General features: G+C 76.7%; 14 protein-coding genes. 9 read left to right on the forward strand and 5 right to left on the reverse strand.

Translation table 11 applies throughout. The features are described from left to right. Positions 1 to 5: 5 nt before the first annotated feature. From ACTJIY_RS00085 to ACTJIY_RS00095, 3 genes are read right to left on the reverse strand one after another with little or no spacing between them, the layout of a single operon-like run. A complete protein-coding gene (locus ACTJIY_RS00085) occupies positions 6 to 710 on the reverse strand; it encodes an esterase/lipase family protein (RefSeq protein ID WP_440673190.1) in 705 nt (234 codons plus the stop codon). After that, positions 707 to 1519: an alpha/beta fold hydrolase gene (locus tag ACTJIY_RS00090; protein WP_440673189.1), complete on the reverse strand. Its 813-nt coding sequence runs from the start codon at positions 1517 to 1519 to the stop codon at positions 707 to 709. Before ACTJIY_RS00090 ends, ACTJIY_RS00085 begins: the two co-directional genes overlap by 4 nt. 55 nt (positions 1520 to 1574) lie before the next feature. Further along, positions 1575 to 2207, reverse strand: a complete 633-nt coding sequence (locus tag ACTJIY_RS00095; protein ID WP_253049910.1) for a nucleotidyltransferase family protein — start codon at positions 2205 to 2207, stop codon at positions 1575 to 1577. Between the two features lie 112 nt (positions 2208 to 2319). Here ACTJIY_RS00095 and ACTJIY_RS00100 point away from each other — a divergent pair, with 112 nt between their 5' ends. The 6 genes from ACTJIY_RS00100 (at position 2320) to helR (ending at position 11153) form a co-directional block, all read left to right on the forward strand. Beyond that, positions 2320 to 3204: an endonuclease/exonuclease/phosphatase family protein gene (locus tag ACTJIY_RS00100; protein ID WP_440673188.1), complete on the forward strand. Its 885-nt coding sequence runs from the start codon at positions 2320 to 2322 to the stop codon at positions 3202 to 3204. 79 nt (positions 3205 to 3283) lie between these two features. Continuing rightward, positions 3284 to 4144 (forward strand): ABC transporter ATP-binding protein, encoded by an 861-nt coding sequence (locus ACTJIY_RS00105; protein ID WP_308202249.1) that lies wholly within the window; start codon positions 3284 to 3286, stop codon positions 4142 to 4144. Between the two features lie 129 nt (positions 4145 to 4273). Further along, complete coding sequence (locus ACTJIY_RS00110; protein ID WP_253049906.1) at positions 4274 to 5275, forward strand: ABC transporter substrate-binding protein; 1002 nt, start codon at positions 4274 to 4276, stop codon at positions 5273 to 5275. 83 nt (positions 5276 to 5358) lie between these two features. Then, positions 5359 to 7563 carry an iron ABC transporter permease gene (locus tag ACTJIY_RS00115; protein WP_440673187.1) on the forward strand — a complete coding sequence of 735 codons (2205 nt, stop codon included), beginning with the start codon at positions 5359 to 5361 and terminating at the stop codon, positions 7561 to 7563. Positions 7564 to 7643: 80 nt separating this feature from the next. Continuing rightward, positions 7644 to 8636 carry a siderophore-interacting protein gene (locus ACTJIY_RS00120; protein WP_440673186.1) on the forward strand — a complete coding sequence of 331 codons (993 nt, stop codon included), beginning with the start codon at positions 7644 to 7646 and terminating at the stop codon, positions 8634 to 8636. Between the two features lie 264 nt (positions 8637 to 8900). Beyond that, positions 8901 to 11153, forward strand: coding sequence for an RNA polymerase recycling motor ATPase HelR (gene helR, locus ACTJIY_RS00125; RefSeq protein WP_440673214.1), 2253 nt, complete (start codon positions 8901 to 8903; stop codon positions 11151 to 11153). An 80-nt stretch (positions 11154 to 11233) separates the two neighbouring features. On the opposite strand, the gene ACTJIY_RS00130 is transcribed toward helR, so the two are convergent. Together ACTJIY_RS00130 and ACTJIY_RS00135 are read right to left on the reverse strand one after the other, a co-directional pair. Continuing rightward, positions 11234 to 11815 (reverse strand): YbaK/EbsC family protein, encoded by a 582-nt coding sequence (locus ACTJIY_RS00130; protein ID WP_439157576.1) that lies wholly within the window; start codon positions 11813 to 11815, stop codon positions 11234 to 11236. 43 nt (positions 11816 to 11858) lie between these two features. Beyond that, the gene (locus tag ACTJIY_RS00135) at positions 11859 to 12419 is read right to left on the reverse strand and encodes a YbhB/YbcL family Raf kinase inhibitor-like protein (protein ID WP_440673185.1); all 561 of its coding nucleotides are present in this window, start codon (positions 12417 to 12419) and stop codon (positions 11859 to 11861) included. Between the two features lie 280 nt (positions 12420 to 12699). On the opposite strand from ACTJIY_RS00135, the gene ACTJIY_RS00140 reads away from it, so the two are divergent. Genes ACTJIY_RS00140 through ACTJIY_RS00150 form a run of 3 tightly spaced genes read left to right on the forward strand, consistent with a single transcriptional unit; the run spans position 12700 to position 19185 of the window. Further along, complete coding sequence (locus ACTJIY_RS00140) at positions 12700 to 13770, forward strand: hypothetical protein (protein ID WP_440673184.1); 1071 nt, start codon at positions 12700 to 12702, stop codon at positions 13768 to 13770. Further along, a complete protein-coding gene (locus ACTJIY_RS00145; RefSeq protein WP_440673183.1) occupies positions 13767 to 15482 on the forward strand; it encodes a DNA polymerase Y family protein in 1716 nt (571 codons plus the stop codon). Before ACTJIY_RS00140 ends, ACTJIY_RS00145 begins: the two co-directional genes overlap by 4 nt. Further along, positions 15475 to 19185: an error-prone DNA polymerase gene (locus ACTJIY_RS00150; protein ID WP_440673182.1), complete on the forward strand. Its 3711-nt coding sequence runs from the start codon at positions 15475 to 15477 to the stop codon at positions 19183 to 19185. Before ACTJIY_RS00145 ends, ACTJIY_RS00150 begins: the two co-directional genes overlap by 8 nt. Positions 19186 to 19309: the final 124 nt, after the last annotated feature.

A 19309-nucleotide genomic window follows, 5' to 3' on the forward strand; every position in this document is an offset into this window, starting at 1 on the left:
CCGCCTCAGGTGGGGGAGGTCGGCCGGGCGAGCCGGTCGACCTCCCGCACCACGACGTCGACGAGCGTCGGGTCGCCGAGCGGGAGGAAGTGGCCCGCGAGGGGCAGCTCGACGTTGCGCCCGCCCTCGAGCCGCCCCGTCTCGGGGATGTGCGGGTCGAAGCGCGGGTAGACGGCGGTGATCCGCGCGTCCACGCGGCGCTCCGCGGCGAGCGCGAGCAGCGCCGCGTCCCGCGGCGAGAAGGCCCGCAGCGTGCGGCCCAGGAGGTAGCGCGCGTACGTCGAGCCGTTGAACGGCGTCGCGACCGCCACCATGCCGACGACGCGCGAGCCGGCGGGGGACAGCATGACGCTCTTGCCCACGAGCCCGCCCTTGCTGTGCGCGACGAGGACGACGCCGTGCAGGTCGGCCTCCGCGAGGAACGCCGCGGTGCGGTCGGCGGCGTCGGCGAAGGGGCGCCGGTTGTACCCGAGCCCCGGCACGGCGTGCACCGGGTGCCCGGCCCGCACCAGCGCCGTCGCGACGGGCGCGAGGAGCTGCCACGTCTCGTAGACGCCGGGCAGCAGCACGACGGGATCGCGCCCGCCCGGGCCGTCCGGGACGGGGCGCCGTGGCCGCAGGGCGCCCGCGACCTGGCGCGCCGCGACGTACGCGTAGTCCGCCGCGCGGTCACGCAGCCGCAGCCTCCCTGCCCGCCGCGGCGTGCTCACGCGAGACCGCCGGCGTCGAGGACGGCCGCGACGACCGCTTCCGGGTCGGCGTCCATCGCGTGGTGCCGCCCGCGGACCTCGCCAGACGTGCCGTGCGGCGCGGCGGCCGCGAGCTCGCGGACCCACGCGCGGGGGGCGACCGGGTCGTGCGCGCCGCGCAGCACGACGACCCGACCCGGCACCTGCGGGAGGACCTCCTCGAGGCGGTGCCGCAGCATGCTCCGCACCTGCCGCGCGTAGTACGGCAGCGAGCAGCGCAGCACGTAGTCGACCGCGAGCGTCGCGAGCGCGCGCGGACGCTCGCCGACCGCGTCGCGGGCGAGCCGCAGCGCCTGGCGTGGCACGGTCCGAGCCCGCCGGTCCGCCGTCGGGCCGATCAGCACCCCGGCGGGCGCCTCGAGCGGGTGGTCGGCCATCGCCTGGCCCACGACCTGGGCGCCCATCGAGTGGCCGACGAGCACGACGGCGGACGGCGGACCGGCCGGGGCGTCGAGGACGAACCGGCGCACGTAGCCCGCGACGAGGGCCGCGTGCTCCTCGATCGGCACGTCGCGTCGCGCGCGCGGGGCGGCGCCGAAGCCCGGCAGGTCGATCGCGTGCACGGCGACGCCCGGCCCTGGCCCGGGACGCAGGAGCGCGCGTCGCACGGGGTCGAACGCTCGCGCGGACGACCCGACGCCGTGGACGAGCACCACGGCGAGCGTCGGAGCGGGCTCGCCCGACACGTGCGCCGTCGCCCCCAGGCCGCCGACCACGAAGCGCACCTCGGCGGCGTCGGGCGTCGTCCGGGACGAGGCGCGCGCGGTCATCGCACCAGCATGCGGGCCCGGCCGGGGTCGCGCGCGGGATCGCTCGCCGGGAGGGTCACTCGAGCGGGCTCGACGGGTCGCCCGACGCGGGCTCGGCCGGCGCGGCCCGCGACCCGAGCGCGTCGTCCTGCATCTGCTCCGCCTCCACGACGCCGAGCTCGTCGAGGAGGAAGAGGAACGCGCGCGCGTACGGGTTGTCGTCGACCCGTGCGCGGACCTCCGGCCAGTCGATCTGCTCGCGCATCGCGCGCGCGACCGGCAGGAGGCGCGAGAAGTCGCAGTAGTGCTCGCCCACGACGCGCAGCTTCGACGTCATGATCTCGGTCGCGGACAGCACGGGCATGCGGACCGCGAGCACCTCGATCTCATCGGTGCGCGCGAGGAGGTCGTCGTCGATCGGCTCGCCGACCATCCGGTAGAGGACGTCGATGAGCTCCCCGCCGTGGTGGGCCTTGAAGAGCCAGTTCTCCGTCGGCTCCGTGATCTCGAGCCCTGCGGCCCGCAGCACCTCGCGCGCGCGGTCGACATCGACCTCGCGGATCGCGAAGTCGGCGTCGTGGCTCGGCTCCGGCGCGCCGCGCGCCCACGCGGCGTACCCGCCGACGAGGGCGTGGGGGATGTCGGCCTCGGCGAGCGCCGCGGCGGTCATGCGGAGGCCGTCGTGCAGCGCGTCCCTGTCGTCCACCATGCCCAGGGTCTACACCACCCCCGGTGCGCTGGCACGTCACCGCGCGTGCCCGGTCGGGCGAGGGGCGCCGGTGCGCGTGCGACCCGGAGCAGGCGTACCCAGAATCGGGAGGGTGCGCCTCGCGACGTTCAACATCCTGCACGGACGGTCGCTCGTCGACGACCGGGTCGACGTCGACCGCTTCGCCGGCGCCGTCCGCGACCTCGACGCGGACGTCCTCGCGCTCCAGGAGGTGGACCGGGACCAGCCGCGCTCGCACCGCGCGGACCTCACGGCGGTCGCGGCGGAGGCGGCGGGCGCCGTCGAGCACCGGTTCGTCGCGACGCTGGTCGGCGAGCCGGGCGTGTGGACCGCGCCGACCGGCGAGCACCAGCCGGGCCGGGCCGCCTACGGGATCGCCGTCGTGAGCAGGTACCCCGTCACCGGCTGGCGCACCGTCCTCCTGCCCGCTCCTCGCACGCGCGTCCCGGTCCGGTTCCCCGGGAGCCGGCTGCCGACGCTCGTGCGCGACGAGCCGCGCGCGGCGCTCGTGGCACGGGTCGAGGCCCCCGGCGGTCCCCTGACCGTCGCGTGCACGCACCTGACCTTCGTCCCCGGGCGCAACCTGACCCAGCTCGTGCGGCTGACCCGGTCGCTCGTCGCTGAGGCCCCCGACGGCGAACCGGTCGTGCTGCTCGGCGACCTCAACGTCGACGCGCCCCAGGCGGCCCGGACGAGCGGGTGGCGCCCGCTGGCGTCGGCCGCGACGTTCCCGGTCGGCGAGCCCGCGCGTCAGCTCGACCACGTGCTCGCCCACGGGGCGGTCCGCGCGACGGAGCCCGCGGTGGCGGTCGACACGGGCCTGTCCGACCACCGTGCGCTGGTCGTCCCCGTGGCTCTGGGCGGGGAGCACCACGCCTCCCCGACGAGATCGCACGCGGCGGACGAGGACCATGCGCCCCCGACGGCGGGTGCGGGGGACCGGTACCGCCGCGCCGCACCGACGGCCGAGGGCTGACGCGCGGTCCCTCGTGAACCGCGTCACACGGGCGGCAGGGTCTGGTTCGGACCCGGCGGCATAGATTAGCCTCACCTATGTGAGTGGAACCTCAGTTGTCCCGAGCCCGGCCGGAGCGCCCGGCGCCCCGGCCCTTGCCGGGCACGACCTGCGGCTGTCCTACGACGCGCGCACGGTCGTCCACGGCGCCGCGCTCGAGCTCGCGCCCGGAGCCGTCACGGCGCTGATCGGTCCCAACGGCTCGGGCAAGTCGACGCTCCTGCGCTCGCTCGCGCGCCTGCACCGCCCCGACGCCGGGACGGTCGCGCTCGACGACGCGCCCGACGCGCTCGCGCTGCACCCCAAGGACTTCGCGCGGCGGGTGACGCTCCTGTCCCAGAGCCGGCCCACGCCGTCGGGCGTGAGCGTGCGCGACGTCGTCGCGTACGGGCGCCACCCCTACCGCGGCCGGTTCCGCGCCAACGACCCCGACGGCCCGCGCGCGATCGCGCACGCCATGGACGTCACGGGCATCACGACGATGGCCGACCGCGGCGTCGACGAGCTCTCCGGCGGCGAGCTGCAGCGCGTGTGGCTCGCGACGTGCCTCGCGCAGGACACGCGGGTGCTCCTGCTCGACGAGCCGACGACGTACCTCGACCTGCGCTACCAGGTCGAGCTGCTCGACCTCGTGCGCGACCTCGCGACCGAGCACGGCGTGGCCGTCGGCGTCGTGCTGCACGACCTCAACCAGGCGGCCGCGGTCGCCGACCGCGTCGTCCTGCTCCACTCGGGCGTCGTGCGCGCCACCGGGCCTGCCGACGAGGTCCTCACGTCCGAGCTCCTCACCGAGGTCTACGGCATCCACGTCGACGTCTACACGCACCCCCTCACGGGGCGCACGTGCTGCGAGCCGCTCGGGCGGCACGCCGCGCGGCTCGACGCGGCCGTCCTCGTCTGACCTCCGCACCACCCCGACGTACCACCCCACGACGAACCCCGCACCGACCCACCGCCCGGCCCCGACGCGCGCCCACCGGCCCGCCCGACGGAGCACGGACCGGGCACCGACCGACCCCGAAGGGCACCCATGCGCTCGACCACCCGTTCCCTCGCCGCGGGCGCCCTCGCGCTCGCCACGGCGCTCGCGCTCACCGCGTGCGGCACGACCGAGGACCCCGCGGCCGCCGACGGCGACGCCGACGCGACGACGGACGCCGCGTCCGGCCCCGTCACCGTCACCGACGAGCGCGGCGAGGTCACGCTCGACGCCCCGGCGACCGACATCGTCTCGCTCGAGTGGGGTCTCACGGAGAACCTCGTCGCGCTCGGCATCGAGCCCGTCGGGCAGGCGGACGTCGAGGGCTACAACACGTGGGACACCGTCGCGCCGATCGACGCGAGCACGCCCGACGTCGGCACGCGCGGCGAGCCCAGCCTCGACGCGATCTCCGCGCTCGAGCCGGACCTCGTCGTGACGACGACCGACCTGCCGGAGAACGTCATCGCGCAGATCGAGGAGGTCGCGCCGGTGCTCGCGCTGCGCGGCTCCGACGGCGAGGACCCGATCGGCTACATGCGCTCCACGGTGGAGACGCTCGGCACCGTGACCGGTCGCGAGGACGAGGCGGCCGCCGCGCTCGAGACCTACGACGCGAAGATCGCCGACGCCACGGCGGCGCTCGACGAGGCCGGGCTCGCCGGCGCCGACTTCACGATGGCGGACGGCTGGGTCACCAACGGTGCCGTCTCCGTCCGCATGTACACGCCGGGCTCGTTCTTCGGCGCGATCGGCGAGGAGATCGGGCTCGTCAACGCGTGGACCGAGGGCGGGGACCCCGACTACGGGCTCGCCCAGACCGACGTCGAGGGCCTGACCCAGCTCGGCGACGTGCAGTTCCTCTACGTCGCGAGCGACTCCGAGGCCGACCCGTTCACGGACGGCCTCGCCGGCAACGCGGTGTGGGAGCAGCTCCCGTTCGTCACGGCCGGGAACGTGCACCGCCTGCCCGACGGCATCTGGATGTTCGGCGGCCCGCTGTCCGCGGCGGCCTACGCCGACGCGGTCGTCGAGGCGCTCACCGCGGCCTGACACCGGTCCGCACCACCACCGGGCGCGGGCGCGCCCGGGACGACGAGAAGGCTGACGAGAACCACAGTGCTGACGAGGACATCGTGACGCGGCCGGAGCAGCGCACGACGGCGGAGCCGGACACCCTCCTCCTGGAGGACCCGGCTCCGGCCGTCGTCCCCGGGCCGGACGGCACCGGCGACGCGGGCGCGGGGGACGGCGCGCCCGCGGGCCCGACGGTGACCGCGCCCCGCGTGCGGACGTCGCGCCTCGGGATCGTGGGGGTGTTCGTCGCAGCGGTCGTGGTCGCGGCGGTGCTCGCCGCCGTGCACCTCACCCAGGGCACGGCCGACGTCGGCCCGTTGGACCTGCTGCGCCTGGCGACCGGGGGCGACGGCGTCGACCAGACGGTCGCCGTCCTCGTCGCCTCGCGCGTGCCCCGGCTGCTCGCGGGCCTCCTGCTGGGCGTCGCGCTCGGCGTCGCCGGTGCGGTGCTCCAGTCGGTCGCGCGCAACCCGCTCGCGTCGCCCGACACGCTCGCGGTCAACGCGGGCGCGTACCTGACGGTCGTGGTCGTCGCCGCGTTCGGCATCTCGATCCCGTTCTACCTCCAGGGCGGCCTCGCGTTCCTCGGTGGGCTCGCCGCGGCCGGGCTCGTGCTCGTCCTCGCGCGCGGCGGCGCCGACGGCCCGACGCGCCTCGTGCTCGCCGGGTCGGCGATCATGCTCGCGCTGCACTCGCTGACGATGGTCCTCCTCGTGCTGTTCGAGCAGGAGACGATGGGCCTGTTCGCGTGGGGGAGCGGGTCCATCGTCCAGTCGGGCACGCGCACCGTCTCGCTGGCGACGCCCGTCGTCGTGGTGGGCGTGCTCGCCGCCCTGCTCCTCTCGCGCCGTCTCGACCTCCTCGGGCTCGGGGACGACGCCGCGACCGTGCTCGGCGTCGACGTGCGCCGCACACGCGTCCTGTCCGTCCTCGTCGCGGTGCTCCTCGCCTCGATCGCGGTCACCGTCGCCGGGCCGGTCGGCTTCGTCGGTCTCGCGGCGCCCGTCGTCGCGCGGCTCGTCGCGCGTCGCGTGGCGGGGCTCGGCCGGCACGTGCTGCTCCTGCCGTTCGCGGCGATCGTCGGCGTGATCGTGGTCCTCGGCGCCGACGTCCTGCTCCGCCTGCTGCTGCCGGGCATGCTGTCCATCGCCGTGCCGACCGGCATCGTGACGACCGTCCTCGGCGCGGTCCTGCTCATCTGGCTCGCGCGGCGCCTGCGCGACTCCGGGCCGGCGTCGTCGCGCGGCGCGCACGGCGCGCTGAGCCGCCCGCGCTCGCGGCGGGCCGTGCTCGTGGTCGTCGCCGTGCTGGCGCTCGCCGTCGCCGCGGCCGCCGTCGCAGGCATGCTGCTCGGGGACCGGGTGGTGCTGCTGGGCGACGTGGCGAACTGGTGGGACGGCCTCTCCGGGCGCCACGTGACGTTCGTCCTCGACCAGCGCTTCCCGCGCGTCCTCGCCGCGCTCCTGGCCGGTGCGGCGCTCGCGCTCGCCGGCACGATCGTGCAGGCCGTGTGCCGCAACCCGCTCGCCGAGCCGAGCCTGCTCGGCGTCACGTCGGGCGCCGGGCTCGGTGCCGTGACGATGATCCTCCTCGTCCCCGGCGTCGGGATCTGGCCCATGTCCGCCGCCGCGGCGATCGGGGCGTTCGCGGTGTTCGGCCTCGTCTACGGGCTGTCCTACCGCGGCGGGCTCAGCTCGGACCGGCTCGTGCTCATCGGCATCGGCGCCCAGGCCGGGGTCATGGCGCTCATCACGCTGCTCGTGGTCGTCGTCGCGCCGTGGGACGTGAACCTCGCGCTCACGTGGCTCTCCGGCTCCACGTACGGGCGCACGCTCGAGCAGCTCATCCCGGTCGCGCTCGCGCTGCTCGTGCTCACGCCGCTCACGGCGGTCTACCGCCGCGACCTCGACGTCCTGGCGCTCGACGACGACACCCCGCGCGTCCTCGGCGTCGCGCTCGACCGCACGCGCCTGCTCCTCCTCGCGGCCGCCGCGCTGCTCACGGCCGCCGCGGTGTGCGCCATCGGGGCGCTCGCGTTCGTGGGCCTCGTCGCGCCGCACGCCGCGCGGGCGCTGGTCGGTGCGCGGCACGGTCGGGTCGTCCCCGTCGCGATGCTGCTCGGCGCGCTCCTCGTGTCCGTCGCGGACACGCTCGGGCGCGTCGTCATCGCCCCCGAGCAGATCCCCGCGGGCCTCGGGACGGCGCTCCTGGGCGCGCCGTACTTCGTCTACCTGCTGTGGCGCAGCCGCGGCCGGGGAGCGTGACGCGTCTCACCCTGCAGGGGCGGGATCCGAGGCTCGGACGGGTTGACCCCGGCGAGGGTGCGTAGGTTAGCCTCACCTGTGTGAGCCAGACCGTCGTCGCACCCCGCACCCGAGCCCGTCGCCCCGTCGCCCGGGCGACCGCGCCGTGGCGCTTCTTCGACGTCGAGGTGGCACGCGTCGAGCAGGTCTCGCCCAGCTTCCGCCGGTTCACGTTCACCGGCCCGGAGCTCGACCTCTTCGGCGATCCTGGCCTCGACGTGCGGATCAAGTTCGTCCTTCCCGCGCCCGACGGCGGCTACGAGCACCTCGTGCGCGACGCCGAGTCCTGGTACGCCGCGTGGCGCGACCAGCCCGAGGAGCGCCGCAACCCGCTGCGCACCTACACGACCGTCGCGGTGCGCCCCGAGGCGCGCGAGGTCGACGTCGACGTCGTGCTGCACGGCGACGCCGGTCCCGCCTCGCGCTGGGCGCTCGCCGCGGAGGTCGGCACGCCGCTCGTCCTGCTCGGCCCGGACGCGACGTTCGACGGCCCCGCCGGCGGCATCGAGTTCCGCCCGCCGACGCGCCCCCACGCGCTCCTGCTCGCGGGCGACGAGACCGCGCTGCCCGCGATCGCCGCGATCTGCGAGGACCTGCCCGCCGACGCGTGGGGCGAGGTCTACGTCGAGGTGCCGCACGGGGGCGACGCGCGCGACCTCATCACCCCGCCCGGGGTGCGCGTGACGTTCCTCGCGCGCGACGACGTCCCCGGCGGTCCGCACGACGCGCACGGCGCGCGCCTCGTGCCCGCCGTCCAGGAGGCCGCCGCGCGCATCCTCGGCGCGGGGGTCCTCGGCACCGACCCGCCCGCCCAGTGCCGCACCGCCGAGGACCTCGAGGACGTCGACGTCGACGCGTCGATCCTCTGGGAGGTCCCCGGCCTGCTCGAGGAGGACACGGTCCTGTACGCGTGGCTCGCGGGCGAGGCGAGCGCGATCAAGACCCTGCGCCGCCACCTCGTGACCGACCTCGGCGTCGACCGCCGCGCCGTCGCGTTCATGGGCTACTGGCGCGAGGGCCGCGCCGAGAGCTGACGCGCTCCACGAGACGCGAGAAGTGGCCCCTCACCGAGCGCGGTGAGGGGCCACTTCTCACATCTCGGCCGGTGGTCGTGGCCGCACGGGCCGGGCCACCGCCCGTCGACGGCGGGAACGGAAAAGGAGGCCCAGCGGCCTCCCTTTCCAAGGTATAGCGCACGGGGGGTCTTGCGGCAAGGGCCCCCTGGGGGCGCAGAATCTCCGTTCGTGCGTGGGTCGTCGTCGGTCCGCGCCGTCCCGCTCGACCTCGGACCGGAGCTGATGACGTTGCCCGACGCCCCCGTGACCGCCGACCGCACGACCGACCCGACCGCACGTCCGACCCCGGGCGCCGCCCAGACCTTCGATCTCCCCGAGCGGCTCGCCGCGAAGGCCGACCCCGCGCTCGTCGCCGCCGACGAGCGGCACTTCGCCGCGATCGCGGCGAGCCTCGAGCACGCCGTCGCAGACCTCGCGCAGCGCCTCGACACGGCGCGCCGCGCGCCCGGCGGGAGCGGGACCGAGGCGCTCGAACGCGACCAGGAGATCCACCGCCTCAGCGGCCGGCTCCGGCTGCTCCAGCGCTACGGCGTCGACCTGTGCCTGGGCCGCATGACGTTCGCCGACGGCTCCGCCCCGGTCTACGTCGGGCGCGTGGGCCTCACGGACCCGGCGGGGGAGCGGCTGCTCGTGGACTGGCGCTCGCCCGCCGCGGAGCCGTACTTCGCCGCGACGCCCGCGCACCCGCTCGGCCTCGCGGCGCGGCGCCGCTACCGGTGGACGCGCGGTCGCGTGACGGACTACTGGGACGAGGAGCTCGTGCCCGACGGCGCGGGGTCGGGCGCGGCGCTCGACGACCAGTCGGCGTTCGTCGCGAGCCTCGGCGCGAGCCGCTCGCCGCGCATGCGCGACGTGCTCGGCACGATCCAGGCCGACCAGGACGCGATCGTGCGCGCGGGGTCGCGGGGAGCGCTCGTCGTCGACGGCGGCCCCGGCACGGGCAAGACGGTCGTGGCGCTGCACCGCGCCGCCTACCTGCTCTACGCCGACCCCCAGGTGGGCGGCGGGCACGGGGGCGTGCTCGTCGTCGGGCCGAGCCGCCCGTACCTCTCCTACGTCGCCGACGTGCTGCCCGGCCTCGGCGAGGAGGGCGTCCAGACGTGCACGCTGCGCGACCTCGTCCCCGAGGGCGCGACGGCGCGCGAGGAGACCGACCCCGAGGTGGCCCGGCTCAAGGCGTCCGCCGCGCTCGTCGCGGCGATCGAGCCGGCCGTGCGCTTCTCCGAGCGGCCGCCCACCGAGGGCATGGAGGTCGAGACGCCGTGGGCCGACGTCTGGCTCTCCACCGCCGACTGGGCGGAGGCGTTCGAGTCCTCGGACCCCGGCACCCCGCACAACGAGGCGCGCGACGACGTCTGGGGCGCGCTCGTGGAGATCCTCGTCGACAAGGCGGTGGGCGAGGTCCCGGACCTCGACGCCGACGACGTGCGCCGCGCGCTGCGGGGCCATCGCGGGCTCGGCGCCGCGTTCGACCGCGCGTGGCCGCTCGTCGAGGCCACCGACCTCGTGGCCGACCTGTGGTCGGTGCCCGCCTACCTGCGGCTGTGCGCGCCGTCGCTCACGCCCGAGGAGGTGCGCGCGCTCCAGCGCGCGGACGCGCACGCCTGGACGACGGCGGACCTGCCGCTGCTCGACGCCGCGCGGCAGCGCCTGGGCGACCCGGAGGCGTCGCGGCGCCGTCGCCGCAACGAGGCCGCCGCGGCGGCGGAGCGGGCCCGCATGGACGACGTCGTCGACCACCTCGTCGCGTCCGACGACAGCGAGCTCCTGGTCATGACGATGCTCAAGGGTCAGGACCTGCGCGACGCGCTCGTCGACGAGGGGGCGATGGTCACGGCCACGCCCGACCGGCTCGCCGGTCCGTTCGCGCACGTCGTCGTCGACGAGGCGCAGGAGCTCACCGACGCCGAGTGGCAGATGGTGCTCAGCCGCTGCCCGTCGCGCAGCGTCACAGTGGTCGGGGACCGGGCGCAGGCCCGCCACGGGTTCGCGGAGGGCTGGCGCGAGCGGCTCGGGCGCGTCGGGTTCGACCGGGTCGCGGAGGCGTCGCTGAGCGTCAACTACCGCACGCCGCAGGAGGTCATGGCGGCGGCGGAGCCCGTCATCCGGGCGGCGCTCCCGGACGCCAACGTCCCGACGTCGGTGCGCAGCACGGGCGTGCCGGTCGCCCACGGGGCGGTCGCGGACCTCGACAGGATCCTCGACGGCTGGCTCGCCGAGCACGCCGAGGGCACGGCCTGCGTGATCGGCGGCGCGGGGTCCGTCGCGGCGTCGACCGAGTCGGTCGCGGCGCGGCTCGGCGAGGACGGGGCGTCGCGCGTGCGGGTGCTCACGCCCGAGACGGCGAAGGGCCTCGAGTTCGACCTCGTCGTCCTCGTGGACCCGCAGGCGTTCGGCGACGGCGTCGAGGGCGCGGTCGACCGCTATGTCGCGATGACGCGCGCGACGCAGCGGCTCGTCGTCCTGGATCGCTGACGATCTCCCGCCGAACACGACATGGAGGTCGCCAAGGAGCCGATGGCGACCTCCATGTCGTGCTCGGCGGGTTGGGTGGGTCAGGCGACCGGGACGGCCAGGTCCTCGACGACCTCGACGCCGGGCAGGCGGCCCAGCAGGTCGCCGGGGAGCAGCAGCTTCGAGCGCCGCACGCCGCTGCCGACCAGGGCGAGCGCCCCGTCGGTCACGACGCGCGAGTCGACGAGCACGCGCCACCCGGCGGGCAGCCCGACGGGCGTGATGCCGCCGTACTCCATGCCGGACTCGGCCGTCGCGCGGTCGGTCGGCAGGAACGACGCCTTGCGCACGTCGAGCAGCTTCCGGATGCGCGTGTTGACGTCGGCGCGCGTGTGCGCGCGCACCACGGCGGCGGCGACGCGCTCGTCGCCCGCCCGCGCGCCGCCGACGACGACGCAGTTCGCCGACGCCTCGACGGGCAGGTCGAACGCGGCGTTGAGCGTCGCGGTGTCGGCGAGGTCGGGGTCGATCTCCGTCACGGCGACGAGCGTCGCGACGTCCGGGTCGGCGTCGGCCCACCGGCGCAGCGCGTCGGCGGTCACGGGGGCGACGAGGTCGAGGTGGTCGAGGGCCGGCTCCCAGGTGAGAGAGCCGAGCGTGGGCAGGGTCGTCGGGGCGTCCATGGGTCCTTCGGCTGTCGGGCGGGTGGCGAGCGGGTGGTCCGGGTCAGTCCACGGCGCGGTACGTGACCGTGAGCGTCGCACGGGCCAGCGTGCGGAACAAGGCGTTGAAGGCGACGGCGGTCGGCGTCGCGTCCGGGCCGAGACCGGCGGCGTCGGCGAGGGAGCCGACGTCGAGCGCGTGCACGGCGAACACGTACCGGTGCGGGCGGTCCCCGGCGGGCGGTGCGGCGCCCGTGTAGCCGGGGGCGCCGCCGTCGTGCCGGACGTGGAACGCGCCGGCGGGCAGCCCGGAGCCGTCCGCCGCCCCGGCGCCCGCGGGCAGCGACGTCACGGACGAGGGGACGTCGGCGACGGTCCAGTGCCAGAACCCCGCGGGCGTCGGGGCGTCGGGGTCGAAGCAGCTCACGACGAACGAGCGCGTGCTCTCCGGGAAGCCCGACCACGCGAGAGCCGGGGACCGGTTCTCGCCCTCGGCGGCGAACGCCCGGGGGAGCGGCTCGCCGTCGGAGAGGTCGGTGCTCGTCAGCGCGAAGGACGGCACGGCGGGCAGGAGGGAGTAGGGGTCGGGGACCTGGGGTCGGGAGTCGAGGTTCACGTCGGCCATGGACCCATCGTGCCGAACCGGCCGCACCGTGGCACGCCCGCCGGATCAGGTTCAGGTAGAGGTCGAAGGTCGGGGCGAACCTTCGAGGAGAGGTCGAGGGTTTGCCCGGGCATCCGGGACGAAGCCGACGGCTCTCACCTGCGGAGTTGACACCCCGCAGCGTCGGTCGTTCACTGGAAGTGTTCGAACGTCTGTTCGAACGAAGGGTGGGTGCAGAACGACGCCCCCAGCAGTCGACGCGCGGTGCGCGTCCCGTCCGAGCAGCATCCCGGGAGGCGAGATGACCCTTCTCGCCGACCCCGCCGAACGGGCGGGGGCACCAGGCCCGACGGCTGCGGCCGTCGACAAGGCCGAGCGCGCCCGCGCCGTCCTGCGCCGTGCGGAGGAGCGTACGGGCGTCCGCCGACACCGTCCCGTCGTCGCCCCCGCAGCCCCGGAACCGCGCACCGCCTCCGCCGCACCGGCCGTCGTCCCGCGCGCCGGGACTGCTCTCCTCGCCGAGGTCGCCCCGCTCGCGGACGCCGCCGTGTCGCCGGTCGTGCGACCCGCCCCCGCGCTGCCCAACCCTCCGGCGCGCTCCCGCGACCGCCGCGTCGCGATGCGGGACACGAACCGGGACGCGATCCCGGACGAGCGGGTGTGGCCGGTGCACGACGCGCTCGCGCCGCTCCTCCCGCTCGGCGCCCTGCAGCGCGGCACCGTGCTGGCGGTGCGCGGCTCGACGAGCCTCCTGCTCGCGCTCGTCGCGCGGCCGTCGCGGGCCGGGGCGTGGACCGCCGCCGTCGGGTTCCCCGCCGTCGGGCTGCTCGCGGCCGCCGACGCCGGCGCGGACCTCGACCGCGTCGTGCTCGTCCCGCGACCTGGACCGGACGCGGCGCTCGCGATCTCGGCGCTCGTCGACGGCCTGGACGTCGTGGTCGTCGGGCCCGACGCCGCCCTCACCGACCCCGACCGACGGCGCCTGGCCGCGCGGGCGCGCGAGCGCGGGGCGCTGCTCGTCGCCGCGGGGACGTGGCCGGGCGCGCACGTCGCGCTCACCGTGACGGGCGGCGGCTGGTCCGGGGCGGACCGCGGGGCGGGCTGGCTGCGCCGTCGCACCCTCGTCGTCGAGCGCGCGGGCCGCGGGGGAGCCGCGCGCCCCGCGCGGCTCGAGGTCGAGCTCCCGCTCGTCCACGAGGACTGGCCCGCGTTCCTCGCCGAGGATGTCCGCGGCACCCGGCCCGCGGCCGGGGCCGGGGCCACCGTGGCCGAGACCGCTGCGACCGCCCACGAGGCCGCTCACGGGACCGCCGCCGGCCCCGTCCGGGCCGACGACCCCGACCGGCCCTCCCGGCTCCGGCTCGTCGGATGACCACGAGCCCGACCCGCACGGCGGCCCTGTGGGTGCCGGACTGGCCGGTGCTCGCGGCGATGGCGGTGCGCGACGTCCCCGCGCACGTCCCCGCCGCGACGCACGACGGCCGCCGCGTCGTCGCCGTCTCCGCGACCGCGCGCGCCCAGGGCGTGCGCCGGGGCATGCGCCGCCGCCGGGCCCGCGAGTGCTGCCCCGAGCTCGAGCTGCTCGACGTCGACGACGCGCGCGACGCCCGCGAGTTCGAGCCCGTCGCGCTCGCGGCCGAGACCGTCGTCGCGGGGCTGGAGATCACCCGGCCCGGCCTGCTGCTCCTGCCCGCCGCCGGGGCGAGCCGGTACCACGGGTCGGACGCCGCGCTCGCGGAGGCGCTCGTCGCGCGCGTCGCCGAGCGCACCGGCCACGAGAGCCAGGTGGGCGTCGCCGACGGCATCCTCGCCGCCGTGCTCGCCGCGCGGGACGCCGCCGTCGTCCCGCCCGGCCGCTCCGCCGCGTTCCTCGCGCCGCGGCCGGCGCGCGACCTCGTGCACGTCACCGCCCGGCCGGACGCCGCCGTCGCGGTCGACGAGCTCGTGGACCTCCTGGGCCGGCTCGGCGTGCGCACCCTCGGGGCGCTCGCGGCCCTGCCGCCCGCGACCGTCGAGGGGCGCTTCGGCGATCTCGGCGCGTGGGCGCACCGGCTCGCGCGCGGCGAGGACCTGCGCCCGCCCGCGCGGCGCCGCGTCGAGCCCGACGTCGCGGTGAGCGCCGAGCTCGACCCGCCCGCCGAGCGCGTCGACGTCGCGACCTTCGCCGCGCGGCGGCTCTCCGAGGACCTGCACGACCAGCTCGTCGCACGCTCGCTCGTCGCCGGGCGCCTGCGCATCACGGCGCGGACCGTCGAGGGCGACGACCTCGAGCGCACCTGGCGGCTCGACGGGCCGGGCGCGATGAGCCCGGCGCGCCTCACGGACAAGGTCCGGTGGCAGCTCGAGGGCTGGCTCACCACCACGTCCGTCCGCGCCGGGCGCGCGGCCCGGGCCGGGCGTCGTGGCGGCGAGCACGGCTCGCCCGGCGGGGCCGACGTCGTCCCGGGGGTCGCGCCGCTGGCCCGTCTGTCCCTCACGGCGGAGGAGGTCGTGCCCGCGGGGGCGGAGCAGCCGCGCCTGTGGGGCGCGTCGAGCGGCGAGGACGCGCGCGCCCACCGCGCGCTCGGGCGCGTGCAGGGCATCCTCGGCGGCGACGCCGTCCTGCGCGTCCAGGTCCAGGGCGGCCGCGACGCGACCGACCGCGTGCACCTCGTGCCGTTCGGGGAGGACGTCGTGCGCCCGCGCGACCCGGCCCTGCCGTGGCCCGGCGCGCTGCCGAGCCCCGCTCCCGCGCTCGTGCCCGTCGAGCCGCAGGACGTCGTCGTGCTCGACGACGCCGGGCGGCCCGTCGTCGTCGACGCGCGCCTCGCGATGAGCGGCGAGCCCGCGACCGTGCGGTGGCCGGCCCCCGCGCAGGAGGAGGGCCCGCGCCGTGCGGCGGCACCCCGGGACGAGACGGCGCTGCCCGGGCCCGGGTCCGCGCGCGCCGTCGTGGACTGGGCCGGGCCGTGGCCGCTCGCCGAGCGCTGGTGGACGCCCGTGCCCCGGCGCCGCGTGCACGTCCAGGTCCTGCTCGACGACGGCCGCGGCCTGCTCCTCGCGAGCGCGCGCGGGCGGTGGACCGTGGAGGGCCTGTATGACTGACCGGACCACCGGCCCCCGCTACGCCGAGCTGCACGCGCACTCCGCGTTCAGCTTCCTCGACGGCGCGTCCCACCCCGAGGAGCTCGCCGCCGAGGGCGCGCGGCTCGGGCTGTCGGCGCTCGCGATCACCGACCACGACGGCCTGTACGGTGTCGTGCGCTTCGCCGAGGCCGCGCGCAAGGTCGGGCTTCCCACGGTCTTCGGGGCCGAGCTGCACCTTCCGGCGCCCACGGCCACGGGTGCGCCCGTGCTCGACCCGCCCACCGGCGTGCCCGACCCGCGCTCGACCCACCTGCTCGTGCTCGCGCGCGGCACGCAGGGCTACCGGAACCTGTCGCGTGCCATCGCGACCGCGCACCTCGCGACCGGGACCAAGGGGGCCGCCGACTACCGCCTGGACCAGCTCGGCGAGGAGGCCGCGGGCCAGTGGCTCGTGCTCACCGGCTGCCGCAAGGGTTCGGTGCGCCGCGCGCTCGTCACGTCCGGACGTGCCGCGGCGCGTCGCGAGCTCGACCGGCTCGTCGCCGTCTTCGGCGCCGACAACGTGGCCGTCGAGATCACCACGACCGACGACCCGCGCGACGCCGACCTGCACGCGGCGCTCGCCGACCTCGCCGCGGACGCCCGGCTGCCGCTCGTCGCGACGACCGCCGCGCACTACGCCCACCCGCGCGACGCCGACCTCGCGGGGGCGCTCGCCGCGGTGCGCGCGCGCTCGTCGCTCGACGACCTCGACGGGTGGCTGCCCGGTGCCCCGACGACCCACCTGCGCTCCGCGGCGGAGATGCTCGTGCGCCACCCCCGGCACCCGCAGGCCGTCGCGACCGCGGCCGCGCTGGGGGACGAGTGCGCGTTCGACCTGCACCTCGTCGCACCCGACCTGCCGCCCTACCCGGTGCCGGACGGGCACACCGAGGCGACCTGGCTGCGCGAGCTCGTGCGGCGCGGCGGCGAGGACCGGTACGGGCCGCGCGGCCAGGAGAAGATCACGGGCGCGTGGGCGCAGATCGACCACGAGCTGCGCGTCATCGAGGACCTGCACTTCCCGGGGTACTTCCTCGTGGTCTACGACCTCGTCGAGTTCTGCCGCAGGAACGGGATCCTCGCCCAGGGGCGCGGCTCGGCCGCGAACTCCGCGGTCTGCTACGCGCTCGGCATCACGGCCGTCGACGCGGTGAAGCACGGCCTGCTGTTCGAGCGCTTCCTCGCGCCCGAGCGCGACGGCCCGCCGGACATCGACATCGACATCGAGTCGGCGCGGCGCGAGGAGGTCATCCAGCACGTCTACGCGACGTTCGGCCGCACGCACGCCGCGCAGGTCGCGAACGTCATCTCCTACCGGCCGAAGTCGGCGGTGCGCGACGCGGCCCGGGCGCTGGGGTACGACGTCGGGCAGGCCGACGCGTGGAGCAAGTCGATCGAGCGCTGGGGGTCGCTGCGCGGCCCCGACCCGTCGTCGCCCGCGGCCGACCGCAAGGCCAAGGAGGTCGCCATCGCGACCAAGACCGCCGAGAAGGACGCCGAGAAGGCTCGCCTGTGGGGATCGCGCGACGTGGGTTCGGCGGGGAGGGAGGTGGGGTGGTCGTCGCGCACCGGCACCTCCCGCGCCGCCGCCTCTCGCGACGAACGTCCGCACACCGGGCGTCGTGGCGACTGGTCGCCCGACCTGAGCGCCCGGGGCGCGCGGCGACCGCGCGTCGTCGACCCGCTCGCGGTGGACGAGGGCGACGTCCTGCGCGCGGACGACACGCACGACGTCGTGCCCGCGTACCGGCCGCCGTCGGCCGCGCAGGAGGGCGAGATCCCGGACGCGGTGCTCGACCTCGCCGACCGGATGCTGCGCCTCCCGCGGCACCTGGGCATCCACTCGGGCGGCATGGTCATGTGCGACCGCCCCGTCATCGAGGTGTGCCCCGTCGAGTGGGCGCGCATGGAGGGCCGCACCGTCCTGCAGTGGGACAAGGAGGACTGCGCGGACGCGGGGCTCGTGAAGTTCGATCTCCTGGGACTCGGGATGCTCACGGCGCTGCGCATCGGGTTCGACCTGGTCGAGCGGCACGAGGGCGGCCCGCGCCTCGCGCTGCACACGCTGCCGGAGGACGACCCGGCGGTGTACGACCTGCTGTGCGCGGCCGACACCGTCGGCGTGTTCCAGGTCGAGTCGCGCGCGCAGATGGCGACGCTGCCGCGGCTGCGTCCCCGAAAGTTCTACGACATCGTCATCGAGGTCGCGCTCATCCGCCCCGGGCCCATCCAGGGCGGGTCCGTGCACCCGTACATCAACCGCGCGCGGGGGCGGGAGGAGGTGACGTTCCTGCACGACCTCCTGCGACCGTCGCTCGGCAAGACGCTCGGCGTGCCGCTGTTCCAGGAGCAGCTCATGCAGATGGCGATCGACGTCGCGGGCTTCTCCCCGAAGGAGTCCGACCAGCTCCGGCGCGCGATGGGGTCCAAGCGGTCCGTCGAGCGCATGGAGGAGCTGCGAGGGCGGCTCATGGACGGGATGCGGAAGAAGGGCGTCACGGACCCGGCCGTGCGCGAGGAGATCTACGACAAGCTCAAGGCGTTCGCCGACTTCGGGTTCCCCGAGTCGCACGCGTACTCGTTCGCGTTCCTCGTCTACGCGAGCTCGTGGCTCAAGGTGCACCACCCCGCCGCGTTCTACGCGGGACTGCTCGCGGCGCAGCCCATGGGGTTCTACTCGCCGCAGTCTCTCGTGGCGGACGCGCGCCGCCACGGCGTCACCGTGCTGCGCCCCGACGTCAACGCGTCCGACGTCGAGGCGACGGTCGAGCGGCTGCCCGCCGACCGTGCGGTTGCGCCCGCCGACGGTACCGACCGTCCTGGCGCCCGGACGGGCGACAGCCGCCTGCTCGGCGGGGAGGTGCGGGTCGACACCGCGTTCGGGCCGGAGCCCGACCTCGGGCTCGCGGTGCGGCTCGGTCTCGCGAGCGTGCGCGGGCTCGGCAAGGACGCGGCCGAGCGCGTCGTCGCGGCGCGCGGGACGCCGGGGGAGGGGCGGCCGTTCAGCGACCTGCGCGACCTCGTGCGGCGCGTCGACCTCACGACCGCCCAGCTCGAGGGGCTCGCGACCGCCGGTGCGACGGACTGCCTCGGCGTGACCCGGCGCGAGGCGCTGTGGGCGGCCGGCGCTCTCGCACAGGAGGGTCCGGGGACGCTGCCGGGCGTGAGCGTCGGCGTCGAGGCGCCGGCGCTGCCCGGCATGACCGACGTCGAGACCGCCGTCGCCGACGTGTGGGCCACGGGCGTGTCCGCCGACTCCTACCCGACGCAGTACGTGCGCGACGGCCTCACCGCGGCCGGGGTGCTCACCGTCGTCGGCGCCGTGGCGGTGTCGCGCGAGATCGAACGCGTCGACGAGGCCGAGCGCGCCGCGGGCGAGGTGCCCGGGACGCGCCCCCACCCGTCGTCGCGCGTCGCGGTGGGTGGCGTCGTCACGCACCGTCAGCGACCCGGGACGGCCGGGGGCGTGACGTTCCTGTCGCTCGAGGACGAGACGGGGATCCTCAACGTCGTGTGCTCGCCGGGGCTGTGGCAGCGGTTCCGGAAGGTCGCGCGCGGGTCCGCGGCGCTCGTCGTGCGCGGGCGGCTCGAACGGGCCGACGGCGCCACGAACCTCGTCGCGGAGCACCTCGCCCCGCTCTCCCTCCAGGTCGCGACGACGTCGCGCGACTTCCACTGACGCCGCGCCCGGGCGTGCGGTCCGACGCCCCGGCTCCGGAACCTCGGGGTCCTTGCGCTCCGGAGCGCGGTCCCGTGGTAGGAACGGACCGGACGCAGGCCCCGTCGCCGCGCGCGACGACGGG

The organism is Cellulosimicrobium sp. 22598 (assembly GCF_052044445.1).
GTDB classification, from domain to species: Bacteria; Actinomycetota; Actinomycetes; order Actinomycetales; family Cellulomonadaceae; genus Cellulosimicrobium; species Cellulosimicrobium cellulans_G.

Bases quoted from the DNA above. Each gene is read 5' to 3' on its own strand.
- ACTJIY_RS00090 (WP_440673189.1), bottom strand. From the start codon at position 1,519: ATGACCGCGCGCGCCTCGTCCCGGACGACGCCCGACGCCGCCGAGGTG.
- ACTJIY_RS00095 (WP_253049910.1), bottom strand. From the start codon at position 2,207: ATGGTGGACGACAGGGACGCGCTGCACGACGGCCTCCGCATGACCGCC.
- ACTJIY_RS00110 (WP_253049906.1), top strand. From the start codon at position 4,274: ATGCGCTCGACCACCCGTTCCCTCGCCGCGGGCGCCCTCGCGCTCGCC.
- helR (WP_440673214.1), top strand. From the start codon at position 8,901: ATGACGTTGCCCGACGCCCCCGTGACCGCCGACCGCACGACCGACCCG.
- ACTJIY_RS00130 (WP_439157576.1), bottom strand. From the start codon at position 11,815: ATGGACGCCCCGACGACCCTGCCCACGCTCGGCTCTCTCACCTGGGAG.
- ACTJIY_RS00135 (WP_440673185.1), bottom strand. From the start codon at position 12,419: ATGGCCGACGTGAACCTCGACTCCCGACCCCAGGTCCCCGACCCCTAC.
- ACTJIY_RS00140 (WP_440673184.1), top strand. From the start codon at position 12,700: ATGACCCTTCTCGCCGACCCCGCCGAACGGGCGGGGGCACCAGGCCCG.
- ACTJIY_RS00145 (WP_440673183.1), top strand. From the start codon at position 13,767: ATGACCACGAGCCCGACCCGCACGGCGGCCCTGTGGGTGCCGGACTGG.
- ACTJIY_RS00150 (WP_440673182.1), top strand. From the start codon at position 15,475: ATGACTGACCGGACCACCGGCCCCCGCTACGCCGAGCTGCACGCGCAC.